22 protein-coding genes are annotated in these 22,775 nt (G+C 49.9%); 13 read left to right on the top strand and 9 right to left on the bottom strand.

From position 1 onward, the window contains the following. Positions 1-7: 7 nt before the first annotated feature. Positions 8-1,000 (top strand): malate dehydrogenase, encoded by a 993-nt coding sequence (locus tag RWY97_RS03680; protein WP_021584021.1) that lies wholly within the window; start codon positions 8-10, stop codon positions 998-1,000. Positions 1,001-1,132: 132 nt separating this feature from the next. On the opposite strand, the gene RWY97_RS03675 is transcribed toward RWY97_RS03680, so the two are convergent. Beyond that, positions 1,133-2,458, bottom strand: coding sequence for a UDP-N-acetylmuramoyl-tripeptide--D-alanyl-D-alanine ligase (locus tag RWY97_RS03675; protein ID WP_315565589.1), 1,326 nt, complete (start codon positions 2,456-2,458; stop codon positions 1,133-1,135). Positions 2,459-2,644: 186 nt separating this feature from the next. Here RWY97_RS03675 and folP point away from each other — a divergent pair, with 186 nt between their 5' ends. The 3 genes from folP (at position 2,645) to RWY97_RS03660 (ending at position 5,988) form a co-directional block, all read left to right on the top strand. After that, complete coding sequence (gene folP / locus RWY97_RS03670) at positions 2,645-3,490, top strand: dihydropteroate synthase (RefSeq protein ID WP_315565588.1); 846 nt, start codon at positions 2,645-2,647, stop codon at positions 3,488-3,490. Between the two features lie 16 nt (positions 3,491-3,506). Next, entirely contained in the window at positions 3,507-4,274 is a 768-nt protein-coding gene (gene cdaA, locus RWY97_RS03665; RefSeq protein WP_273175159.1) for a diadenylate cyclase CdaA, read from the top strand. A gap of 1,282 nt (positions 4,275-5,556) precedes the next feature. Beyond that, a complete protein-coding gene (locus RWY97_RS03660) occupies positions 5,557-5,988 on the top strand; it encodes a VanZ family protein (protein ID WP_315565586.1) in 432 nt (143 codons plus the stop codon). Here the strand turns inward: RWY97_RS03660 and RWY97_RS03655 are convergent. The 4 genes from RWY97_RS03655 to RWY97_RS03640 form a co-directional block, all read right to left on the bottom strand. Further along, entirely contained in the window at positions 5,900-6,400 is a 501-nt protein-coding gene (locus RWY97_RS03655; RefSeq protein ID WP_315565584.1) for a CYTH domain-containing protein, read from the bottom strand. The two genes, RWY97_RS03660 and RWY97_RS03655, sit on opposite strands and share 89 nt — an antisense overlap. Further along, positions 6,400-6,537, bottom strand: coding sequence for a hypothetical protein (locus tag RWY97_RS03650; RefSeq protein WP_021584048.1), 138 nt, complete (start codon positions 6,535-6,537; stop codon positions 6,400-6,402). The genes RWY97_RS03655 and RWY97_RS03650 overlap by 1 nt, the downstream gene beginning before the upstream one ends. A gap of 247 nt (positions 6,538-6,784) precedes the next feature. Next, positions 6,785-7,906 carry a peptide chain release factor 2 gene (gene prfB, locus RWY97_RS03645; protein WP_315565582.1) on the bottom strand — a complete coding sequence of 374 codons (1,122 nt, stop codon included), beginning with the start codon at positions 7,904-7,906 and terminating at the stop codon, positions 6,785-6,787. A 6-nt stretch (positions 7,907-7,912) separates the two neighbouring features. Next, complete coding sequence (locus tag RWY97_RS03640) at positions 7,913-9,754, bottom strand: AMP-dependent synthetase/ligase (RefSeq protein ID WP_273175149.1); 1,842 nt, start codon at positions 9,752-9,754, stop codon at positions 7,913-7,915. Positions 9,755-10,107: 353 nt separating this feature from the next. Here RWY97_RS03640 and RWY97_RS03635 point away from each other — a divergent pair, with 353 nt between their 5' ends. Continuing rightward, positions 10,108-13,365, top strand: a complete 3,258-nt coding sequence (locus RWY97_RS03635; protein ID WP_315565579.1) for a SusC/RagA family TonB-linked outer membrane protein — start codon at positions 10,108-10,110, stop codon at positions 13,363-13,365. A 23-nt stretch (positions 13,366-13,388) separates the two neighbouring features. Next, complete coding sequence (locus RWY97_RS03630; protein ID WP_315565577.1) at positions 13,389-14,936, top strand: RagB/SusD family nutrient uptake outer membrane protein; 1,548 nt, start codon at positions 13,389-13,391, stop codon at positions 14,934-14,936. A gap of 248 nt (positions 14,937-15,184) precedes the next feature. Here RWY97_RS03630 and RWY97_RS03625 read toward each other — a convergent pair whose 3' ends face one another. From RWY97_RS03625 to RWY97_RS03615, 3 genes are all read right to left on the bottom strand, one after another. After that, a complete protein-coding gene (locus RWY97_RS03625; protein ID WP_155944351.1) occupies positions 15,185-15,298 on the bottom strand; it encodes a smalltalk protein in 114 nt (37 codons plus the stop codon). 94 nt (positions 15,299-15,392) lie between these two features. Next, positions 15,393-15,863 (bottom strand): HU family DNA-binding protein, encoded by a 471-nt coding sequence (locus RWY97_RS03620; protein WP_021584071.1) that lies wholly within the window; start codon positions 15,861-15,863, stop codon positions 15,393-15,395. 172 nt (positions 15,864-16,035) lie between these two features. Next, positions 16,036-16,665, bottom strand: a complete 630-nt coding sequence (locus tag RWY97_RS03615; RefSeq protein ID WP_315565574.1) for a D-Ala-D-Ala carboxypeptidase family metallohydrolase — start codon at positions 16,663-16,665, stop codon at positions 16,036-16,038. Between the two features lie 455 nt (positions 16,666-17,120). Here RWY97_RS03615 and RWY97_RS03610 point away from each other — a divergent pair, with 455 nt between their 5' ends. Then, entirely contained in the window at positions 17,121-17,381 is a 261-nt protein-coding gene (locus tag RWY97_RS03610) for a hypothetical protein (RefSeq protein ID WP_315565572.1), read from the top strand. Between the two features lie 825 nt (positions 17,382-18,206). Further along, positions 18,207-18,476 (top strand): hypothetical protein, encoded by a 270-nt coding sequence (locus RWY97_RS03605; RefSeq protein WP_315565571.1) that lies wholly within the window; start codon positions 18,207-18,209, stop codon positions 18,474-18,476. Positions 18,477-18,577: 101 nt separating this feature from the next. Here the strand turns inward: RWY97_RS03605 and RWY97_RS03600 are convergent, their stop codons facing one another. Next, entirely contained in the window at positions 18,578-18,703 is a 126-nt protein-coding gene (locus RWY97_RS03600; RefSeq protein ID WP_315565570.1) for a hypothetical protein, read from the bottom strand. Positions 18,704-19,023: 320 nt separating this feature from the next. Between RWY97_RS03600 and RWY97_RS03595 the strand changes: the two genes are divergently transcribed. The 5 genes from RWY97_RS03595 to rd all read left to right on the top strand — a co-directional run bounded on the left by RWY97_RS03595 (position 19,024) and on the right by rd (position 22,590). Then, positions 19,024-19,461 carry a hypothetical protein gene (locus RWY97_RS03595; RefSeq protein ID WP_024992370.1) on the top strand — a complete coding sequence of 146 codons (438 nt, stop codon included), beginning with the start codon at positions 19,024-19,026 and terminating at the stop codon, positions 19,459-19,461. Then, entirely contained in the window at positions 19,458-20,480 is a 1,023-nt protein-coding gene (locus tag RWY97_RS03590) for a replication initiation protein (RefSeq protein WP_315565567.1), read from the top strand. The genes RWY97_RS03595 and RWY97_RS03590 overlap by 4 nt, the downstream gene beginning before the upstream one ends. A 241-nt stretch (positions 20,481-20,721) precedes the next feature. Further along, positions 20,722-21,327 carry a DUF4254 domain-containing protein gene (locus RWY97_RS03585; RefSeq protein WP_024992372.1) on the top strand — a complete coding sequence of 202 codons (606 nt, stop codon included), beginning with the start codon at positions 20,722-20,724 and terminating at the stop codon, positions 21,325-21,327. Continuing rightward, entirely contained in the window at positions 21,324-22,379 is a 1,056-nt protein-coding gene (locus tag RWY97_RS03580) for a glycosyltransferase family 9 protein (protein WP_315565565.1), read from the top strand. Before RWY97_RS03585 ends, RWY97_RS03580 begins: the two co-directional genes overlap by 4 nt. Before the next feature lie 46 nt (positions 22,380-22,425). After that, complete coding sequence (gene rd, locus RWY97_RS03575; protein ID WP_081760585.1) at positions 22,426-22,590, top strand: rubredoxin; 165 nt, start codon at positions 22,426-22,428, stop codon at positions 22,588-22,590. Positions 22,591-22,775: the final 185 nt, after the last annotated feature.

Here is a 22,775-nt window from a genome sequence, read left to right as displayed (position 1 = left end):
AACAAATATGGCTTTTTTAACTAACGAGAAGTTAACAATCGTCGGAGCAGCCGGTATGATCGGCTCGAATATGGTTCAGACAGCCCTCACGATGGGTCTGACAAGTGACATTTGCCTTTACGATGTATTCTCGCCCGAGGGTGTGGCAGAGGAAATGCGCCAGAGCGGATTCGGTGATGTGAAGATCACTGCGACCACAGACGCACGCGAAGCATTTACAAACGCAAAATATATCATATCTTCCGGCGGTGCACCCCGTAAGGCCGGAATGACCCGCGAAGACCTTTTGAAAGGCAATTGTGAAATTGCCGAGGGTCTGGGTAAGAACATCAAGCAGTATTGTCCGGATGTAAAGCACGTGATTATCATATTCAATCCTGCCGACTTAACAGGTCTTGTAACACTGCTTTATTCGGGTTTGAAGCCCTCGCAGGTAACAACGTTGGCCGCATTAGACTCGACTCGCTTGCAGAGCGCATTGGCTAAGAAATTCAACGTAATGCAAAGCGAAGTGAAAGGGTGCGCTACTTACGGCGGACACGGCGAGCAAATGGCAGTCTTCGGGTCGAAAGTGACCATCGACGGAAAGCCTCTTACCGAGATAATCGGTACACCCGCGTTCCCCAAAGAAGAGTGGGAACAGATGAAAACAGACGTCACCAAGGGCGGTGCTAAGATCATCGAACTGCGCGGACGTTCATCTTTCCAAAGCCCGGCATACCTCTCCGTCGAGATGATTCGCTCGGTGATGGGCGGTGAACCGTTCCGTTTCCCCGTCGGAACATATGTCAAGACCGACAAGTACGACCATATTATGATGGCAATGAAGACCACACTCGACACCACGGGCGCTCATTTCGAGGTGCCGCAGGGTACTGCCGAGGAGAACGCCAAGCTCGACGCAAGTTACGAACACTTGTGCAAGATGCGCGATGAGTTGATAACACTCAATATCGTTCCGCCCGTATCGGAGTGGAACACAGTCAATCCAAATCTTTAATTAAAGGTATTTTTTCTAAGTACGAAGATGAAAGAAACCCGGGAAGTTGTTTGAAACTTTCCGGGTTTTATGATGTTCGGTCGCGCAATGGCAGCTAACGCACGATACGTTTTTTGAAAAACGGCAAACCGGTCAGAGTAATTCGGGCAACCCAGAGAGATGGATGCCGTTGCTTCCTTTAATCAGAATATAGAATCCCTCGGGGCGATGGGCGCAGAGGGCGGCCTTGACTTCCTCCACATTTGCAAACTTGCGGAAACGGCATTCGATTCTGCTGAACTCCTCGCCCACCAACCACACCTCCTCAAAGGGCAATGTTTCAAGCAGCGAAACAACCTTTGCGTGCTCTTCAAGGCTTTGCTTTCCCAGTTCGCGCATATCCCCAAGAATAGCCATTTTAGGGCCGACGGCCATATCGCGAAAGTTGAGCAAGGCTGCGTTCATACTCGTCGGGTTGGCATTGTAAGCATCCATTATCAGATGATTGTGCACCGTTTCTTCTAACTGTGAACGGTTGTTGCCGGGAATATAACGCGCAAGTGCATTGCCGATCTGCGCAGCCGACACGCCAAAATGTATGCCGATGCTGATGGCTGCGAGCATATTGTCGAGATTATAAGCCCCAATCAAGTGGGTCCGGACATCGTTCCAATCTGCGGATTTACCCTCTTCACGCCAACGAAAGTGTAGGAACGGGGCACAATCTATCACCTCACCGTGAAACCGAATACCGTCTTCCTTCCCCTGTCCATAGGTGACGCATCGAACGCCGGGACAATGATCACGGCGCATCTCACCCAGAAACGCGTTGTCGGCATTGATAAAGATGAGTCCGTCGGGGCGTCGCACCTGCATAAAATCATAGAGTTCGGCCTTGGTTCTCATCACCCCTTCAAAACTGCCGAAGCCTTGCAGATGGGCTTTCCCCACATTGGTGACGAGAGCAAAATCAGGCTCTGCGATGTCGACGAGCGTGCGGATATCGCCCGGATGACTCGCTCCCATCTCCACAACAGCCAATTCGTGTTCGCGGGTAAGCCTCAGCAGCGTCTTAGGTACACCTATATCATTATTGAAATTGCCCTCGGTAAAGAGCACGTTATACTTTTCGGCCAGCACGGCAGATACCAGTTCCTTGGTGGTTGTCTTGCCGTTGGTACCCGTTATGCCGATAACCGGCGTGCCGAGTGTACGCCGATGATAGTTGGCCAGCTGTTGGAGTGTTTTCAGACAGTCGTCTACGAGGATAAGCCGCGAGTCTTCAACGCTGCGACGGGCCGTGTCTTCGTCGATAACGGCATAAGAACAGCCCTGCTCCAAAGCCTTTTCGGCAAAGTGATTGCCATTGAACGATGCGCCTTTCAGTGCGAAAAAGATACTTCCTTCGGGGCAATTGCGGCTGTCGGTCGTGACCGTCGGGTGAGCAACGAACAGTTTGTAAAGTTCTGATATTTCCATTGTCAATGTCTGCTGAATGGTCTTTATACTCCTGCAAAAGTAGTAAAATTCCTGTAATCCGTCTGCATCTGCCCCTCGATTTATTCATTTTCGCTGCGCACCCCACGATTTAAATATCTTTTATCTCATCTTTTTGGGGGATTCTCAACATTTTGTTACCTTTGCAAAAGAGCATAACACAGACAGATGAAAGACTATACGATCAACGTACACGGACGTTTGATGGACTTGTCGGAACCCGTTGTGATGGGGATTCTGAACGCGACACCCGACTCGTTTTACGCCGGAAGCCGTGTCCAAACAGATACGGCCATTGCGGCAAGAGCCCACGAAATTATCGAGCAAGGCGGCAGAATCATCGACATCGGGACCTTTTCTACAAGACCGAATGCGGCAGAAGTGACTGCCGAAGAAGAAATGTCGCGGATGCGAAGAGCATTACAGATCGTGCGCCGAGAGCTCCCCGAGGCCGTGATTTCGGTCGACACGTTCCGCCCCGAAGTAGCACAGATGAGCGTAGAAGAGTTCGGTGCCGACATCATCAACGACGTTTCGGAAGGCGGAATCACAGGAGTGGCCAACCGACCGTTGGCATCCGAGGCCGCCGAATATCCCGCAATGTTTCGTATGGCGGCTCGACTCGGCACACCTTATATATTAATGTCTGTTCAGCCCGACCTGCGCGAGATGCTCATTTCGTTTGCACGCGAAGTACAACAGCTGCGCGATCTCGGCGTGAAAGACATCATCCTCGACCCCGGCTACGGCTTCGGCAAGACATTGGAACAGAATTATCGACTGCTGGCTGAAGCCGAAAGGCTATGTGTAATGGAGCTGCCCATCTTGGTGGGCATATCACGCAAGTCGATGATCTACAAACTCCTCGGCGGCGACCCGACCACATCGCTCAACGGAACAACCGTGCTCAACACCATCTCTCTTGCCAAAGGAGCCGACATCCTGCGTGTGCACGACGTGCGCGAAGCCGTAGAATGTGTGCGAATTTTCCAAATGATGCAACCCCACTCATAACCCAATACGCTGCAATATGTTCTTTGAACTTGGCATTAAAGACGTCATCGACATCTTCTTAGTGGCCCTGATGTTATTTTATCTCTACCGACTGATGAAGGAAAGCAGGTCGCTTAACGTCTTCATCGGCATCATCGTGTTTATTCTTGTGTGGCTTTTCGTGAGCCAAATCCTTGAAATGCGACTCCTCGGAAGCATTATGGATAAACTCGTGAGCGTGGGAGTCATCGGATTGATCGTGCTCTTCCAGGAAGAAATTCGCAAGTTTCTATACTCCTTGGGAGCCCATCAGCGGTTCCGGTTCATAATGAAATTTTTCTCGTCCGACGCCAAAAAGAATGTTGACAAGACAGCCATCCTGCCCATCGTGATGGCTTGTATGAGTATGGCTAAGGGCAAGGTGGGTGCGCTGATTGTCATAGAGCGAACCACTCCGCTTGATGACATCGTAGAAACGGGCGACATTATCGACGCGAACATCACGCAACGGCTCATCGAAAACATATTCTTTAAAAACTCACCGTTGCACGACGGCGCGATGGTTATTTCCAAAAAGCGAATCAAAGCGGCCGGTTGCATCCTGCCTGTATCGCACAACCAGGATATCCCCAAGTCTTTGGGACTGCGCCATCGGGCTGCTTTGGGAATGTCGCAAACCAGCGATGCTCTTGTGGTCGTCGTCTCCGAAGAGACCGGCCGCATAGCCGTGGCCCTCAACGGCACGTTCCATTTGCGGCTGTCGGCAGAAGAATTGGAAAGCGTGCTCACGCAGAATGACTTTTGAAGATTGAATAGCGCGCGTCTCAAAACAGAAAAGGACTTGCCGCATATACGACAAGTCTTATATCTATAATTTGCTATTACGATAAAGTACTGGTAATCAATAGGATATAATTAACGGTTAAATGCCGTGCGTTTAACCGTTTTTCGCACGACATTCAACCGTTAGTTACCATCCATTTAATCGCTAATCGGTTACCACATATACGCGTTCCTCTATTGTTCAGCTCTCCACCCCCTAACTCAGAGGGCTAAGACTTCATTCGAATGGGACTTTCCTGTGAAAAAGATGAGGCGCAGCAACTGGTTATAAATAACGTAATTCCAGATCCAATTGAGTAACACAACCATCTTGTTTCTGATTCCCAAGATGGCGCAGAGGTGTATCACGAGCCGTAGAACCTACACAAACCAACCAGCCTAACTGCGGAGTGATACGCCGATCGCCCCCAACACAAGAACACAGAGAATCTTTGCTCTTTCGTCTGATTACAGTTCGATACACCGATAGCCTCTACACGGATATATCGAGTGTCCTCTCGTTCTTTCGCCCGACACTTATGTTAATGTATGTTATTAATTTGACAGTCTCATTTTTTTTGTATATATTTGCTAAAAATATTTGAAAGGGGAATCTCTTTATGATATTATGTCACCCGAAAATCAGATGTATCAAGACCGAAAACAACGAACGAGAACGGGAATCGAATGAGAACAAACTCTAAACTCAATGTACTAACCCCCTAACACCTATGACAATGAATACACATATCGCACGACACCCTCGGTTGCAGGCACTTATTTCCGTACCTATGTAATTTGAGGAGATAATCAACTGTTTATTCAATCGACAGAAGGGGATGCCGGAAAGATCATCAAAAAACGGAGAACTCCCGTAGCAATCGGTATTTCAGCCGTTTGAACGGATTATAAAACAATATATGATTCAGCAGAAATGAGAAATCTCATTATCATAAAAGGGATAACTGGATTGGGTCGGAATCTACGGATAAAAGACCCGGCCAACCCGTAGGTAGTAAGTTTTTTTACTGGGTAAAAAGGTTGGTAGGATCTCGTGAGTTGCGAAACTGTACGGGATCCTTTTTGAATACCCCTCCCGCTCCGTACAAACTCCCTCTCCGTTCCGCCGTTTTTTCCGAATCGAATCTTGTGTGTAGACCTACATTTCTTATATATTCAGCGAATAAAAGCAAGGGTATCGGAAAGATTTTATACCTTTGCAGACACAGAAAAAGAAAGATGCGGACAACTTGAAACTGTAAACAATGAGACGATTATTGAAAAAATACCCATTGTCTTGCCTGTGTATAGCCCTGATTTGGGTGCTGTGTTTCTGCACGCCGCCGCAGACCCCACTCGACGGTGTACAGTTTATGGACAAATGGGTGCACACGATAATGTACTTAGGAACGTGCCTGGTGATATGGATCGAGTATCTTCGAGTGCACCGAATGGTAGAATGGAAGCGATTGCTGACGCTGGGCTGGGTAGCGCTCATCGCAATGAGCGGTCTTATCGAACTGTTACAGGCTTACTGTACGGGCGGGCGGCGCAGCGGCGATTGGCTGGATTTTGCGGCCAACTCGATAGGAGCCACGTTGGCACTGCTTATCGGCTGTCTGTTGGCAAGGTGTCGCCCCAGACAGAGAAGGGGTAAACAAGGAGGTGAGAGTTGTAGAAACGGCTGTCGCCCGTGACTTCATCGCCGATGAAATCGGGCTTTTCAAAGGGTTCGGTTTCACTTTTCAGTTCCACCTCTGCAATGATTAACCCCTCGTTCAGACCGTAAAACTCATCAATTTCAAAGGTATGCCGACCGTTTTTCACTAAATAACGGCGTTTGTCAATGTAACCGCCCTTACAGAGTTTAAACAGGCTTTCGGCCTCGTCGGGCGTGATTTCCTTTTCAAATTCATAGCGTGTCATTCCGCCGTTTACAGAGCGACTCTTGATGGTAAGATAGGCTTTGTCGTCGCGTATACGCACCCTGACGGTGGCACCGTCGGCAGGAATATAGCCCTGTCGTATGCGTACACTTGAAAAGGCGGCCCGTTTGAACGCGTCGCCTTTCCTCACCAAGAATTTTCTTTCAATCTCCAAGCCGCTCATTATGCCATCATCGAATAAATCAGGAACACGACGGCGAGGGCTATCAATATGCCAAGAACCCAGCCGAAGACTTTCTTTCCCTGTTGCTCTTGCTTAGCCTCGCGCGCTGCGCGGTGTCGTTTACTTCTTTCACTCATAGTTTTTCGTTATTTTAGGTTTATTGTTTAGATTGTCCGAATTGATTAACAGATAGATAAATGATTCATTCGAGAGACGCGACAAATGCGTCAAAATGCTCCAGGTCAATTTCTTTCAAACGTTCTAAAAGGTCTTGCCTAAGTCTGAATGTCGTCCGCCGTCTTGTTATCTGTCCTGCTGTCTCCATATTATATATGCTCAATCCATAAAGAAAAAGAGAACTCTCCCTTACTCAATGGGGCCGCTTCACTCCTCTTCCCTCACCGGAAACTCCATTAGATAAGCTTTGATAAAGCCGTCGATTTTGCCATCCATCACACCGTCGACATCGGCTGTCTGGTAGCTTGTACGATGATCTTTCACCCGACGGTCGTCGAAGACGTAGCTACGAATCTGACTTCCCCACTCGATTTTCTTCTTTCCAGCCTCGATTTTGGCCTGTGCTTCGAGGCGTTTTTTCATTGCCCGGTCGTAGAGTTGCGATTTGAGCAGACGCATTGCATTGTTTCGGTTTTCCAATTGCTTGCGACTCTCGGTGTTTTCGATAAGGATTTCCTCTTCCTCTCCCGTGTCGGGATCCGTGTATTGATAGCGCAGGCGCACACCGGTCTCCACTTTATTGACGTTCTGTCCGCCCGCTCCGCCACTCCGGAAGAGGTCCCAGCTCACCTTCGAGGGATCTACATACACCTCGATGGTATCGTCGACAAGAGGCGAAACGAAGACACTTGCAAAGCTCGTCATACGCTTTCCCTGAGCGTTGAACGGCGACACACGCACGAGTCGATGCACGCCGTTTTCGCTTTTGAGGTAGCCGTAGGCATATTCGCCGCCTTCTATCTCCATCGTCACGCTCTTGATGCCGGCCTCATCACCCTCTTGCAGGTTGCTGATCGTTACCCGATGGCCGTGGCTTTCAGCCCATCGCATGTACATTCGCATCAACATCTGTGCCCAGTCTTGGCTTTCCGTGCCTCCGGCGCCGCTGTTGATCTTCAAGACACAGTCCATCGGGTCTTCCTTTTGACGCAGCATATTCATCAGTTCGAGGTTTTCGATGGCAGCAACAGCCTTTCGATAGTCGGCATCCACCTCTTCTTCGGTTACCATTTCGTCGTGATAGAAGTCGAAAGCCAGTTGCAGCTCATCGGTATATTGGCGCACTTCGCGATAGCCGTCGAGCCATTTCTCGATGCCCTTTACCTTCTTCATCTGCTCCTGTGCACGTGCGGGGTCGTCCCAGAAGTCGGGAGCCTGCGTGCGAAGTTGCTCTTCTTCAAACTCTACTTTCTTCCGGTCGATATTGAGATAACGGTTAAGTGCATCGGCCCTTGCCGTTACGTCTTTGAGTTGTTCTGCTGTAATCATCTTGAATCAGTTACTGGCGATATCGCGCTGCGTGTCCGGTTGCTCCTCATACATCTTATCGATAAGCTCTTTATAATTCTTATATATAATAGCTCGGCGCAGTTTCAGCGTGTTGGTAAGCTCTCCGCTCTCGAGCGAGAAGTGGTGAGGCAGCAGCGTGATGTATTTTATTTTCTCGTAATTGGCCAGCGGTTGTTGCAGCGTATCGATACGTTCTTTCAGCATATCGCGCACTTTGCTACTGGCACAGAGGTCTTCCCTGCTGGTAAACGGTATGTCGTGGTCGCGGGCCCACTCCTCGATCAGCCTGAATTCGGGCACGACCAAGGCCGAGACAAACTTATATCGGTCGGCAACTACAGCTACCTGATCGATGTATTTATCTACCAGCATCATCGTTTCGATCATCTGCGGGGCGATGTATTTGCCGTTGCTGGTCTTGAAAAGGTCCTTGATGCGGTCGGTAAGATAGAGCTCTCCGTTTTTCAGATACCCCGCATCGCCGGTTCGAAAGAAGCCGTCGGCATCGAAAATCGTGGCATTAAACGCCTCGCGCTTGTAATAACCGCGGGTGATTGTGGGACCTTTGAGCAAGATTTCGTTGTTTTCTCCAATCTTAATCTGAATGCCTTCAATGGGCCTTCCCACTGATCCGATGGTGTAAGGCGCATTCTTATGGTCGCACGAAACAGTGGCTAAGCTCTCCGTCAGACCGTAACCAACGAGCATCGGAATGCCGATGGCGTGGACGAACTCCTCGACTTCGGGCGACACCGTGGCGCCTGCCGTGGGAAAAATATTGGGTTTTTCCAATCCCAACTGCTTGCGGACGAGACTCAACACCGTCTTGTTATACATCCTATATTCCAATTGCAAGGCGAGCGGGGGCCGCTTGCCACGACTCAGATATTCAACGTTGTACCGCCGTCCCACGGCCAACGCCCGCAGAAACAGCTTACGCTGGAAACTTCCGGCATTATCGATCCGATCCTTGACACCCGTATACACCTTCTCCCAAAACCGCGGAACAGACGCCATACACGTGGGATGCGTCTCACGCATAGACTGCTGAATCTCTTTGGGATAGGTGTTGACGATCAGTTCTGCACCCTCGCTCAGGCACAGGTAGGTCCACGCCCGCTCGAAGATATGCGTGAAAGGAAGGAAGTTGATCACACGATCGGTCTCGCCTATGGGCACGCATCGATCGTTAGCCTCAAGCCCGGCGGCATACTGCCCATAGCTGAGCATCACGCCCTTGCTGTCTCCCGTGGTGCCGCTGGTATAAAGAATGTTGCACAGATCGTCGTCCGAGGCCTCCTTCCAGCGCTGCTCCAGCTCGGTCTGTCGCGGCAGATTCTCACCCAAAGCAAGGAAATCCGAAAAGTAAAGGGCATTGGGATCGTGGGTGCTGATACGCACGCTGTCGTCGAAGATGATGATTCTCTCGAGCGTGGGGCACAGTGCAAAGATGCGGTGAGCCTTGTCATACTGCTCCTGTTCGCCCACGAAGAGGAAGCGAGCGGCGGCATCGTTGATCACGTATTGAATCTGTTGCTCGCTGCTCGTGGCGTAAAACGGAATCGTGACAGCCCTCACACCGTAAGCGCCGAAATCGGTATAAAGATAATGTATGCAGTTTTGCGAGAACACGGCAATGTTTTCCTGCGGTTTGATTCCGAGGTTGAGCATCGCATTACTCACCTGTTTCACGCGCAGAGAGAACTGGTTCCACGTCACGGTTTTCCATTTCAGACTACCGAAATTGCGAAACGTGATGACGGGTTTCGTGCCGTATTTCTTTGCCTGTTCGTGTATAAGTACGGATAAATGACATCTTGTCTGCATACGTCTCGTTGTTTTGGATTGTTACGGCAAAGGTAATACAATTTACAAAAAAGTGCAACCTTTTGCCGCATTTTAATTGTTCTGCCTGACAATTCGCCGCTGCTCGCTGTGCTATTAACGGCTTTTCACACGCCGACCGACGGTTAAACACACTGCAATCAAACGTTAATTGCAAGGCGATCGGTGATAAATTACCACCCTTCTCTTTCCATCTTTTACAGCATAAAATAAAAAAAATAGATTTTTATGAACATTTACGAAAAACTTTTTCTATCTTTGCGCTTACCAAACTATCACTATCTGGTATACAATACCATCAAATAGAACATCAAATCAATATTATTAAGCACTTTATGAAAGGAAAAATCATTTTATTATTGACCGTTTGGTTCATCGGCGTCGGTAACGCAATGGCCCAACGAACAGTCAAAGGTACGGTCTATTCGGCCGAAGACAATGAGCCCATCGTGGGTGCCTCGGTAGTTATCAGCGGTACAAAGACCGGCACGGCAACAGACATCGATGGCCGATTTACGCTCCGCAACGTACCTAATTCGGCCAAAACGCTGCTGATTTCTTACGTCGGAATGAAATCGCAGACGGTGACTATCAAGCCCGAAATGAAGATTTTCTTGGAGTCGGATGCCCGCAGTCTCGACGAGGTTGTGGTGCAGGTGGCTTACGGCTCGGCCAAGAAATCTACACTGACAGGCGCCATTTCACAAGTAGGTAAGGAGAAAATAGAGCTCCGTCCCGTGTCGAGCGTAACCTCGGCATTGGAAGGTACGACGTCGGGTATACAGATTAACAGCACTTACGGACAGCCGGGCAGCGATGCAGCGATACGCATTCGCGGTTTCGGAACGGTCAACGGCAGCAGCAGTCCGCTTTACGTGCTGGACGGCGTACCGTTCAACGGCAACATTTCCGACCTCAACCCGGTAGACATCGAGAGCATCACTGTGCTCAAAGACGCCGCATCGAGTGCACTGTATGGTAACCGTGCCTCTAACGGAGTCATCCTGATTACCACCAAGAAAGGCACTTCGAGTAAGCTGTCGCTGAACTTGCGCCTGAGCCAAGGTACTTATTCGAGAGGTATCAAGGAGTATAAACTGCTCAACCCGCGCGAGTTTATGGAGACAAGTTGGATGAGCCTGCGCAACTCCCGGATATCTGCGGGCGACGATGCAGCCGCTGCCGGAGCTTACGCTACCAAGAATCTGATTCGTGACCGGCTCTATCTGAACATTTTCAACAAGGCCAACGACCAGCTTTTCGACAGCAACGGCCGCCTTGTTTCAGATGCAAGCATCCTGCCGGGCTATGCCGACGACCTCGACTGGTACAGCAATACAATCCGCCACGGAGCACGCCAGGAATATAGTCTCAGCGGTAATGCCGCCACGGATAAGAGCGACTATTACTTCTCCGTGGGCTATCTGAAAGAGAACGGTTATGTAACCAGTGCTTCGTTCAAGCGCCTGACGGGGCGGGCTCAGATGAATTTCCGCCCCAAGAAATGGCTGACCACAGGCTTCACACTGGCTGCCAGCCACCAGAAATCCAGCTTTTCAGACAGTGGCGACAGCAGTTTCAAGAATGCATTTATGTATTGTCGCCAAATCGCTCCTATCTATCCGGTGCATCTGCACAATGCAGACGGAAGCTATCGGTTGAATGCAAACGGAAACAAACAGTATGATCCGGGCAGCTATACCGATGCAGACGGCAACACGGTGCTTACCCGCAACCAATATCCCGACCGCCACGTGATCTGGGAAAACGAATTGGACAAAGACCGAAATATCCGTAATACCATTGAGTCTACATTCTATATGGACATCAAGTTCCTGCAAGATTTCACCTTTACAGTGAAAGGACAGCTCGGACTGCGCAACAACGAGAGACACTCTTTCGACAACCCGACCATCGGAAACGGAAAAGGCAATCACGGAAGAGTAGACAGAAGAATGACCAGATACAAGAATTACACATTCCAGCAACAGCTGAACTGGGGAAGAGCATTTGACAAACACACCGTAAGCGCCTTGCTCGGACACGAGAATTATGCTTATAACTACGACGTTTTGACCGGCAGAAAGAGCGAGCAAATACTCACCGGACACAACAATCTGTCTAACTTCTCCGAACTGACAGGGCTGAACGGCTATGAAGACAACTATCGCACGGAAAGCTATTTAGGTCGGGTGCGCTATAATTATGACGACAAATACACGGCCGAAGTATCATTCCGCCGCGACGGGTCGTCACGATTCTACAAAGAAAGCAGATGGGGTAACTTCGGAAGTGTAGGCGCCAACTGGATGATTTCACGCGAAGACTTTATGCGTTCCGTCAAATGGGTGAACAGCCTGAAGCTGCGTGCAGACTACGGTTTGGTAGGAAACGACGCCGGATCGGGCTATTACGCCTACCTTTCGATTTACGGCGGTACGAAGAACAACAATAAAGGGGCTTATTATCTTTCGCAAATCGGTAACGAAAAATTGAAATGGGAGACCGGTTCTTCACTCGGAATCGGTATCGATGCGCGCCTCTTCAACCGCTGGAATATCAGCATCGACTATTTCGATCGCCGTAACCGTGACCTGCTTTTCGATGTTTATATGCCGCTGTCTGCGGGTCCGACGGAGAACAGCAGTGCTGTGGCTTCCATTACAAAGAACCTCGGCACTATCGGCAACAAGGGCCTCGAGTTCAACACCGATGTAGATATCTATAAGTCGAAAGATTGGACCGTGAACTTCGCAACGAATGCCTCGATTATCCGAAACAAGGTATTGAAACTGCCGGAGCAGAACAAAAAGGGCATTATTTCGGGTTTTTTCAAAATCGTCGAAGGCCGAAGCCGTTACGAGTTTTTCACATACAGTTATGTGGGAGTAGACCGGCTGACGGGTAACTCGATGTATAAAGTGAACACCGACAATTATCATTACAAGGATGCTGCCGGCAACATCGTGGGCAACAAGTCGGGAGACGATATCACAAGCAAGGTAACACAGATCAACGGCGAGTATTATGTCAACAACACGACCTATGCAATGAGAGAATATCACGGCTCTGCTATTCCCAAGCTCTACGGCAGTTTCACGCCCACGGTGCGGTGGAAGTCGCTCTCACTCTCCGTCCTGTGCACCTACTCTTTGGGTGGAAAGGTTTATGACAGCAACTATGCCGACTTGATGTCGGTGAGTAACAATCCGCAGAATTACAGTCGCGACGTACTCAAATCGTGGAAAGCAGCTCCAGAAGGGATGACCGCCACATCGCCCGACCGTATGTGGTATGGCGGTATTCCGCAGATAAACAGCACCACAAGTAAGGAAAATAACGCTACATCTTCACGCTGGCTGACCAGCGCCAACTATCTGGTAATCAAGAATGTCAACCTTGCTTATCAGTTGCCCAAGGCTTGGATTCGTGCGCTCGAACTTGAAAGCGTGCGCCTCAGCGTCACTGCCGAAAATCTCGCTACATTCACTGCACGTCGCGGAATGAACCCGCAGCAATCGTTTAACGGTACGCAATACAACTATCTTGTTACTCCGCGGGTATTCACGATAGGACTCGACGTCAAGTTCTAACTCATTAAAAACAACACAATCGTATGAAAAAATCAATCTATATATGGCTTGCCGCCGCTGCCCTCGCATTCAATGCGTGCAGTGACGACTATCTGAACACCACGTCGGACGACACCGACAAGAAGACGATCTTCGAGTCGACAGAGAACGTGAAACTGGCCGTTAACGGACTGAGCAGACTGATGTCGACCCAATATTTGAGCTCCCAGGGATTCAACGGCGAAGGTACCATCATCACGTGGTATGCCAATTATCCGGGCAACGACTTCCAGAAATGCAATCTCACCGGGTGGTCGCCGATAATAAATGCAGAATATCACGAGATAAGTACAGCCATTTACGACTATTACCCGTGGTTTTATTACTACAAAATCATCGGCAATGCCAACACCATTATCTGTGAAGTGGACAACGCCACAGGGTCTGCCGCCGACAAACAGTTTCTCAAAGCCCAGGCACTTACATTCCGCGCTTACTGTTATCTGATGTTGAGCCAGCTCTATTCTCATCGCTGGCAGGACAGCAACAACGGTGCAAGCCGGGGCCTCCCGCTGCGAATAGACGAGTCGAAAGGCGATCTTCCCGCATCCACTTTGGCCGAAACGTATGCCCGGATTTATAAAGATCTCGACGAGGCCATCGCCGGTTACACGGCATCGGGACAAGACCGGAATTCCAAAGAAAACTATGCCGTCAACATAGATGTGGCTTATGCCATCTATGCCCGTGCCGCCCTGACGCGCGAAGACTGGGAAAACGCTGCCAAATATGCCGCACTTGCCCGTAAGAATTACAAGCTGATGACCAATAAAGAATATGTTGACGGAGGCTTCAACGCACCTAACCGGGAATGGATTTGGAGCGTTTACAGCAATGCCCAAGAGACATTGTACTTTTATCAGTTCTTTGCTTACCAGGGAAGCAACAGCAATGCAAGTGCAGGCCGTAACTATCCGTGTGCCATCAGCAAGGAACTCTACGACCAGATTCCTGCAACCGACGTTCGCAAGGCGATATTCCTCGACCCGGGCAACTTGCCGTTCAATACAGCAACAGGCTTAGCCGATAAGGCATTGACCAAAAAAGCGAAAGCCGATTATGGCTCCAAGCTGAATGCGAAATCGCAGATCTTCGCTTATATGCAGTTTAAGATGCAGGCCGTTGTCAATCCCGGGGTAGGCGAATTCTGTCTGTTCCGCGCCGCAGAGATGTACCTCACCGAGGCCGAAGCTGATTGCCACTTAGGTAAAGAGGCCGAAGCCCAGGCGCTACTTGTGGCCTTGAACAAGACCAGCGGCCGCGACCCGTCTTACACGTGCACCAAAACGGGCAACGATCTTCTGACCGAAGTCAAGCTCTATCGCCGTTTCGACCTGTGGGGCGAGGGCTTCGACTGGTTCGATTTCAAGCGTTGGAAACAACCTATTATCCGCAAAACGTTCGCCAAAGGCGGCAGTTTCCACGAGACCTTTGCCAAGACCATCAAGCCCGAAGAAGCCAATGCGTGGACGTGGGTGATACCGAACAGAGAAACAGACTACAACTCTGCCATCAAGAGTAATACGAAATAACATTCTCATTTCCAACAAAAAGAATCCCGAGTAACATCCCATTACCCGGGATTCTTTTCGTTTTCAATACCGCGAGCTGCTTTCCCAGCCCGAAACACCACGAAAGAAAAGGGAGCCCCGTATGGACTCCCTCCGCAGGAAAGGCCTGCCGACCTCAGCCGATCAGAAGGGAACAGCTGATTACGGCCACGATCGACACGAGAAGCAGAATGATGCGCAGAACCAGGATAAGCCTGCGCAGACGGTCGTCAAGCCTCATTGCCGCCCAATTCCTGTGCTCCCAATACCCCGAGCAGGGCCGTGGCAAGCGCCACTATGACTTTGATGACGAGCTTCCAGCCCGTAAGATTGATTTTACTCATTTGTGTTTGATGGTTTAGATGATTAATGAAAGTGAGATTGATTGTTTCAGACGGCGACCGGACTCATCGTTTCGGTCCGGTCGCCCGGCATTGCTTAAGGCTGCGAGGGAGTACCGCCCCCTGCCTTGGGTTTCTTCTTTTTGCGCGAGTCTACGGTATTGCGGCTGGTCTCCTGCACCTTAGCACCGGTGAGCAACGCCTGCCGACGCACGCCGTTTTTGCCGATGGTAACCTCGGGCTGAAAGTTCACCCGCATACCGACGACGTTGGTACCCGCATTGAAATTTTCGGGCTTGTCGGCTGCTTTGGTCTTCAATCCGATCTTGAACGAACCCAGTCCGTCGAGTTTCACCCGCATCGAGTTTTGCAAAAAGTCCTGCATCGTCTCCACGAGTTCGGCTATCACGGCACGGATGTCGCTCTTTTTCAGCGTACAGTTGCGCTGCATCACCTCGGCCACCTCGTCGATTCCTACGGTTCCGTTCATCACAGCGCGGGCATACCACTTGCCTTTGTGAGCACTGTTCTTTCTGTTGTCTTGATGCATTCTGTAAAGAATAGGCATAATTTTTAATGTTTTAAATGGTTAAAAAATAAAGTTTACTATGCATCGGGATTGTCCCGAACTGCGATGCAAAGATACAACATTCTGCAAGCGATGTCAAGCAATGATGCGATACACGTAGAGATAACAAGCGAAAAAGATGAAAAGACAAAGCAATGAAAGGATTAAAAGATTAAAAGTCAGCATCGGATAAGCTGTTGTCAGGCCTTGAAGACGAAGGGATGAAAGGATAAAGAGCTTGAAAGTTGCTATTGGCCAGCTCCCGATTAGGTCCCCGATCGCTGCGATAACTCACGTGAATCCAACCCGTTCCGCAACCGTTGATACGCTCCAAAAGCAGTTGGTCGAAAGGCAGCGAGTGGCGGATGAACTCGAACAGGCGCTGCGCCGCACGGCGATTGGGCACGTGAATATCAGCGGCTTCACCGTAGAGGTGCTGCGAATGGCGCACACCGTGGACGGCCCGATTGAGTGCAGGACAACGAAAACCGCTTGTGATGCGGATCACACCGAACTTTCGGCGCAGTGGTTCGAGCACATTCTCACACAGGGCACGCATCCGCGCGATGTGTTCCGGCTGCGGTCTGTTGTCGATTCCCAAGCGGATGGCCGTGCCCGAGCGCACCATTTCCCAGAGCGAGAAATGCGGTGTGAGCAAGAGTTGAAGTTCCTGAAAGGTTAAGTTTCCGAGTTTTCGGTCGGCTGCGACCGTCGGTTGTGTTTCCGTAACTTGTACGTTGCCGGTGGACTGTGGCTTGAATTCGAGCAGGCGAGCCGGATCCGGATAATTGATTGTGTTCATATCGTTTGGCATTTAGTTTATCGCCGGCAAAGATACGCCCAAAATCTCACCCGCCGAAACTTCCGTGCGATACACAAACAGATATTCAATCGGTAAAGATTCACCCCCGCCCTCTCTCCAAAAAGAGTCGAGAGGGGCCGGCGTTACATCCTCTCGTTTCCCCTTCTCTCCCCTTCTGGAGTCGTAAGACATCGATTTCTCTTTCTTTAAGGGCCTCTCCTTCCCCCCTTCTCTCCCCCTTTCGGGGAGAGAAGGAGGAGGGACCGCTCGTCAAGGTTTATAACAAACGCCGTTCGATAGACCCGAAAGTGGGAGTGGAAACGAAAGGAGGAAAACTAAAAAAACACCCCCAGGGAAAGACTTTCATTAATTTTATTACGTTTTATTGCGGTGTACCATTTGGTCGTGTTGATAACTTCCCATATCTTTGCAGTATCATTAAAATATGCCAAATTATGGCAGTATTAAATTTCACAACCCGAGAGTTCAGGGAAAAGCAGCCTTTGGTTTTAAACAAGGTCGATGCAGGCGAGGAGGTCATTATCCATCGTGGTAAGGATAAATCGTATATGCTTACCCCTATCCATAACAGTGATTTAGTTGTCAGTGATGAATTCAAGAAGAAAATAGCGCAAGCAAGAGAAGATTACAGAAAGGGGAAAGGCATTACCTGTAAGATTTTCGAAGATTCGATAGCTTTGTTTGAGACTTTGTGAGTATGTACAGCATAACCTATAGCGATGAAGCGTTGAAAGCCATTTCGAAGTACTAAGAAATCAGATCCCCAATCTTACCTATAAGCCCCTTCCTCTCCCTCTTTCCCTGCCAATGCTTTGGATAAATTGATCGTCAGAGCTTATTTTCCCGCATCATATCGCGCGCGCGAATACGTCGGTCCATCCCGGGCGCGGCCTTCCAAAATTTATACTTATTAACATCCGTTCCGCAAGGAAAAAAGAAAAAGACAACAACAACACTCGTCTCAAAAACCTTTTGATCAATTATAATCTATTTATCTATATTTATTAGGACCTTGAAACAAACTGATAATCAATGAATTACAATGTCAAATAAACCTAAAAGGGAACATCTTGGCGACAAATCGGGAACTTTTCTACGACAAATAGGGAACATTGTTGCGACAAACAGGGAACATATTTTGCCACGTTACGACAACTCGGGAACTTGTAAAGATTTGTAATAATTAGTTAATTCGCGACACTTTTTTCGCCAACCGACTGCAATTCTACTCTCCATCAACCCTTCTTCACCCCGCAATTAATGGTCTTTCGCCCCCTGAAAAGCCGTCAATCATCCACCAAAACACTGCTTTTCAGCCTCCGCAACAATTTCCCTCTCGCCCAGCCGAAAATCCTTCGCAGTTTAATTTTGTGTCGGGTTTCACACTATAACAAATGCTTCCTCACCACTGCGGAACACGCTCGCGGTTCAACTTTATGTCGGGTTTCACATCCAACAATTGTCCCCTCACAACATCTTCTTCCTCCCCATTCCACACTCCCCTATTCCTCTCGTCCCAAATGAGACGTATACCAGTGCCGACACTCTGTGGCGCCGCCCCATCACGTGTTCATCCGCATAGCGGATGCGCTGTTACCAGGGCACTGTTGGGAGCGAAGCGGACAACGGTGCCTGATGGGATGTATTTGATTCAACGCTATAAGCGTTGCGCTGTTTTGTATTTCAATACTCAATTTGTCATCTTATGCAACGCAATGAAAATCCCAATGCGCCGCCGAATAGGAAAAAGCACAACGCTTGCAGCGTTGAGACGAGCCGCAATGATTTAGGCACCGTTGTCCGCTTCGCTCCCAACAGTGCCCTGCCAACAGCACATCCGCTATGCGGATGATTTTTTGTGTATTTTGAATTGTGTGGTAGTGGGTGATGGCTAACGTTCAACAGTTATTCGCTTCGCGCCCAATAGGGCCCTGTCAATGGCGCATCCGCTACGCGGATCATTGTACAGCCCCTCGAGGTTGAGTTGAGATAAGTAGCCGCCCTGTCGCCAACGCATTCCCCCGACCGCACGATCCGCGCAGAAATGCGCCGTAAGTTTCCAGGCGTGGAACCGGCTCTCCAAGCCGGAAAACAATAACCGTGAACAAAGTTTTACTGCATTTTCCTACAAAAGCGTCGCCGCCGGACGGGCGAACGGGAACCATCAGGAGCTGCCGCACATCGATTTCAGATGGCGGCAGCCCTTTTTCTGCCCGCAATCTTTAACTATTAATCTCTGTTAAGTGAACTTTTCGTTCTATCTTCTGCCGTACTTTTGCAAGCAAATTCAAATGAGAGAATGCGGAAAAACAATAATTTAAAACCACGAAAAGAAAGATGAAACAAAACGAAACTCTGAGAATGACCGACAACGCGGTATGTGAAAAACAACTCACGGAGCACGCACGACAACACCTCGTACACGCATTCGTGCGACTGCTCAACGCTTCGCCCGACGACGGGCTCCATTGGACGGGCACCAAGACAGACCTATTAGAGGCTGCACACATCGTATTTTCCGACGGGTCAGCTTACGATGAGCTGGGTCAAAGACCTTCTTTCAGCGAGCTCGTACACCGCACCTGCACCATTTTTCACATCGCGCCGCCCGCCAATCCGCGTGCTTACGTCAACCGCGCCAATGCTCGCAAAGGTACGTTTATGCGTCCGCTGCTGGAACGTTATCGGCTGATGCTGGGCACAGGAGCCGATGCCGATCCGCTGTCAAGGTTCATTCGCTGCCGCAAGTCACACCGCCAAACCGACCGTATATGAACGAGCTCACTCCCAAACAATTGCAGGGAATCCTCTTCCCTACGGCCCTGACGATGATGCACCACTGCTATCTGCTCATGCAAATGCGTGTGCTCGTGGTCATTGTACGCCATTTACAGCCTGTGCTTTACGACGTGCTCAACGGCCGACGCAGCCTGAAGCACGGACTTTTCCGTCTTTCCGAGGTCAATGAAAACGGCTGCATCCTCATCCGATTCAGACTGAGCGAAACAGGCATCGCACCCAATCATTATGCCGAACTGCAACAGGCAATCGTTGAAATGACGCAACTACCTGTGGATCTGCCCGTTATGACCAACGAGGGCAAGCAGCTCTGCCGTTATAAGAGTCTGTTGACCGCCGTACGATTCGAGGACAATCTCTATAACAACGCAGCTCTTGTGGCTCTCCACGAAGCTGTGGCCGTGGCTGTCTGCGGGTTAGAAACGGGGTATCATCATCTCCGTATAGACGCTGTTTTCGGCTGTCGCGTCCGCTATGCACCCCATCTCTATATGTTGGCAGCTCATTCAGCACGGCAGGGATTCCGCGCGTTGCCCGTCGCCGAGCTTCGGAGTCTGTTGCGATTGGACCACTCTTACAGTCGGTTTTCTGATCTTCTGCGCCGCGTATTGCGCCCGGCCGAGGCCGACTTGCACCGACTCGCCAAGGAGGGCCGCAGCGATCTGCACGTCCGCATCGAGTGTCTGCGTGCTGGGAAAACGCCGAACGGCGAACCGCAGACCGTGCTTCTGCACGTGATTCAGACAGATAGCGATTCCGACGAACTGACCGAAGCTCGTCGCGAACAAGTGATTCAGATGCTCACCCGCTACTTCGGGTTCAGTACCGAAGCCTCATCGCGTGTGGCCAAACGCGTCACCCAAGCCAACTATCAGCTCTTGATGACCAAGCTCACAGCCCTGCACGCCCATCTGTTGCACACCCGCACCGTGCGCAATCGCCCTGCTTACGTCTTCCGCAGTATCGAACCTATTCTCAAACCAGTTCTTTCTTAGAAAACTCTTTGAGAGTCTTATTTAACAAACGCATTTTACTTTCATTAGGACTTTCACGCACGGTTACAATAATAGTTTGATTCTACTGTGCAAATATAGCCGATATTTCGGTAAAATCCAAATATAAGAATTACCGAAAATCGTCTGTTAAATCCCTAAAAAAGTAAAAAACAATGCTTTTCCTTTGCCGTGAACGTTTAATTTTCTATATTTGCAATAGAAATCAAAACCACACAAAGAAATGTCATTTAGCGAAAACTGTAATCAGATTTTCAATCAGGCCATTGAAGACTATCACGTGAAAGACAACGTGGACACACCGATCAACAACCCGTACGACAGAGAGTCCATCAACAACCGACTTTACCTGAAATGTTGGATCGACACGGTGCAGTGGCATTTAGAAGACATCATCCGCGATCCGCACATCGATCCTGCCGATGCCTTGTCGCTAAAACGCCGCATAGACCTTTCCAATCAAGACCGAACCGACCTTGTGGAGCAGATCGACAGCCATTTCCGCCAGAAGTACGCCGACGTAAACGTGCTGCCGGATGCGCGTATCAACACCGAGAGTCCGGCTTGGGCCGTGGACAGATTGTCAATCCTGGCCCTCAAAATCTACCATATGCGCGAACAGGCTGAGCGCGCTGACGCCGACAAAGCACACACAGACAAGTGCAGAGCCAAACTGAACGTGCTGCTCGAACAGCAAACTGACCTCGGAACGGCCATCGACCAGTTGCTCGACGACATCGAGGCAGGACGGAAATATATGAAAGTTTACAGACAGATGAAGATGTACAACGACCCGTCCACCAATCCCGTGCTTTACGCCAAGAAATGAAAACCGAGCACATCCTCGTCATTCGATTCTCCGCCATCGGCGATGTGGCAATGACCGTGCCCGTAATCAGCTCCTTAGCCAAGCAATATCCCGAGGTGCGCATCACCATTTTGAGTCGGCCTTTCGCCCGTGTACTCTTCGAGCAGATGCCGCCCAACGTCAGTTTTATGGCGGCCGACATCAAAAAAGAGTATCACGGTGTGAGCGGACTCAATGCGCTCTACCGCCGACTGGCAGCCAAGCACTTCACGGCCGTGGCCGACCTGCACGACGTGTTGCGATCGAAATACCTGCGACTGCGATTCAATCTCAGCCGCAACAGAGTGGCACACATCGATAAACACCGCCGAGGGAAGCGACAACTCACCGCGGAACACGATAAGAAGTTGTTGCAACAACCCACCTCTTTTCAAAATTATGCCGACGTATTTGCACGCTTGGGTTATCCCGTAGAGCTCGATTTCCGGTCTGTTTTCCCCGCAGGCAGAGGCGATTTGACACTCCTTTCCACAGTCGTCGGCCCCAAGAAGCCTTTCCGCCAATGGATTGGCATTGCACCATTTGCCGCCCACAAAGGCAAGATTTACCCGCTCCCGAAGATGGAGGAGGTGATTGAGCTGCTGATAAAAAGGCATCCCTCGTGCCGGATATTTCTCTTCGGAGGCGGCGAAACCGAACGAAAACAACTCGCCGATATCGTTGCGCGCAAGCCGCAGTGTGTCAATGTGCCCGACACGTTGGCAGGTCTGGCGCAAGAGCTCATCCTGATGAGTCATCTCGATGTAATGATTTCGATGGACAGTGCCAATATGCATCTGGCCTCACTCACGGGCACACAGGTGGTGAGCGTGTGGGGGGCAACCCATCCTTTTGCAGGATTTATGGGCTGGAACCAGTCGGCCGACAATGCCGTTCAGACGGATCTGCCCTGCCGCCCGTGTTCCATTTACGGCAACAAACCCTGTCGGCGCGGCGACTATGCGTGTCTTTACGACATCGCTCCCGTGCAGATTGTAGACTGTGTGGAACGAATTTTGCAGTCAAAACAATAGATTACAGCGAACAATAGAATTACCAACAATTAAAAACAACGACATTATGAAGAAGTACATTTGCGATGTCTGCGGTTATATTTACGACCCAGCAACAGGCGATCCTGACAGCGGCATCGAACCCGGAACGGCCTTTGAAGACATCCCCGACGACTGGGTGTGCCCGCTCTGCGGCGTAGGCAAAGACGATTTCTCAGTTGTCGAGGAATAAATCGACAGAAAGTACAAAATAAAGGCGGCTGATTCACAAACGGAGTCAGCCGCTTTTTAAATAGTTTTTCAATTGATTGGCAGAAGTCGGAAAACTCAAAGAGCAACTGTTTCACTCTTTCCGCTTCCTCATTTCCAGGCATCTATGTCCCTATTTCTCCGACAAACGCTTGGTCATTCAAACTT

The sequence above is a fragment of the Hoylesella pleuritidis genome (assembly GCF_963541955.1).
Lineage (GTDB): Bacteria > Bacteroidota > Bacteroidia > Bacteroidales > Bacteroidaceae > Prevotella > Prevotella pleuritidis.
Note: the sequence above shows the minus strand (reverse complement) of the source record. Positions and strands in the feature narration are given on the sequence as shown.